Source organism: Mycobacterium colombiense (assembly GCF_001953985.1).
Lineage (GTDB): Bacteria > Actinomycetota > Actinomycetes > Mycobacteriales > Mycobacteriaceae > Mycobacterium > Mycobacterium colombiense_B.
In genome coordinates this window covers 1-523 of the sequence record NZ_MBEI01000070.1, presented here as the reverse complement: position 1 = coordinate 523, position 523 = coordinate 1, and the positions used below count along the sequence as shown (strand labels likewise).

The 523-nt window shown below is 66.3% G+C and carries 1 protein-coding gene; it reads left to right on the top strand.

Annotated features, from left to right (window positions below):
- Positions 1-523: condensation domain-containing protein (locus A5732_RS22585; protein WP_142256660.1), on the top strand; the 523-nt coding region annotated here is incomplete at both ends.

Here is a 523-nt window from a genome sequence, read left to right as displayed (position 1 = left end):
TGGAGCGGCTCAACCCGACCCGATCGTTGGCCCATCACCCGCTGGTGCAGGTGGTGTTGGCCTGGCAGAACTTCGCCGGGGACCCCGCCGCCGGCCTGGCGTTGGGTGATCTTCAGGTCACGCCGTTGTCGGCCGACACCCAGGTCGCCCGCATGGACCTGACGTTCACGTTGGGCGAACGCTGGAGTCAGGCCGGCGATCCCGCCGGGATCGGCGGGTCGGTGGAGTTCCGTACCGACGTGTTCGACGCCGCAAGCATCGAAACGCTGATCGCACGGCTGCAGCGAGTGTTGATGGCGCTCACCGCCGACCCGTCCCAGCGGCTCTCGGTTGTGGACGTGCTCGACGAAACCGAGCATGCCCGCCTGGAAGAGCTCGGTAATAAAGCGGTTTTGGCCAACCCGTCGAGCGTTTCGGTGTCGGTGCCGGAAGTTTTCGCCACCCACGTGGCCCGCACCCCGAATGCCGTAGCGCTAGTGTGCGGCGGTCGCTCGATGACGTATCGCGAGCTTGATGAGGCCTC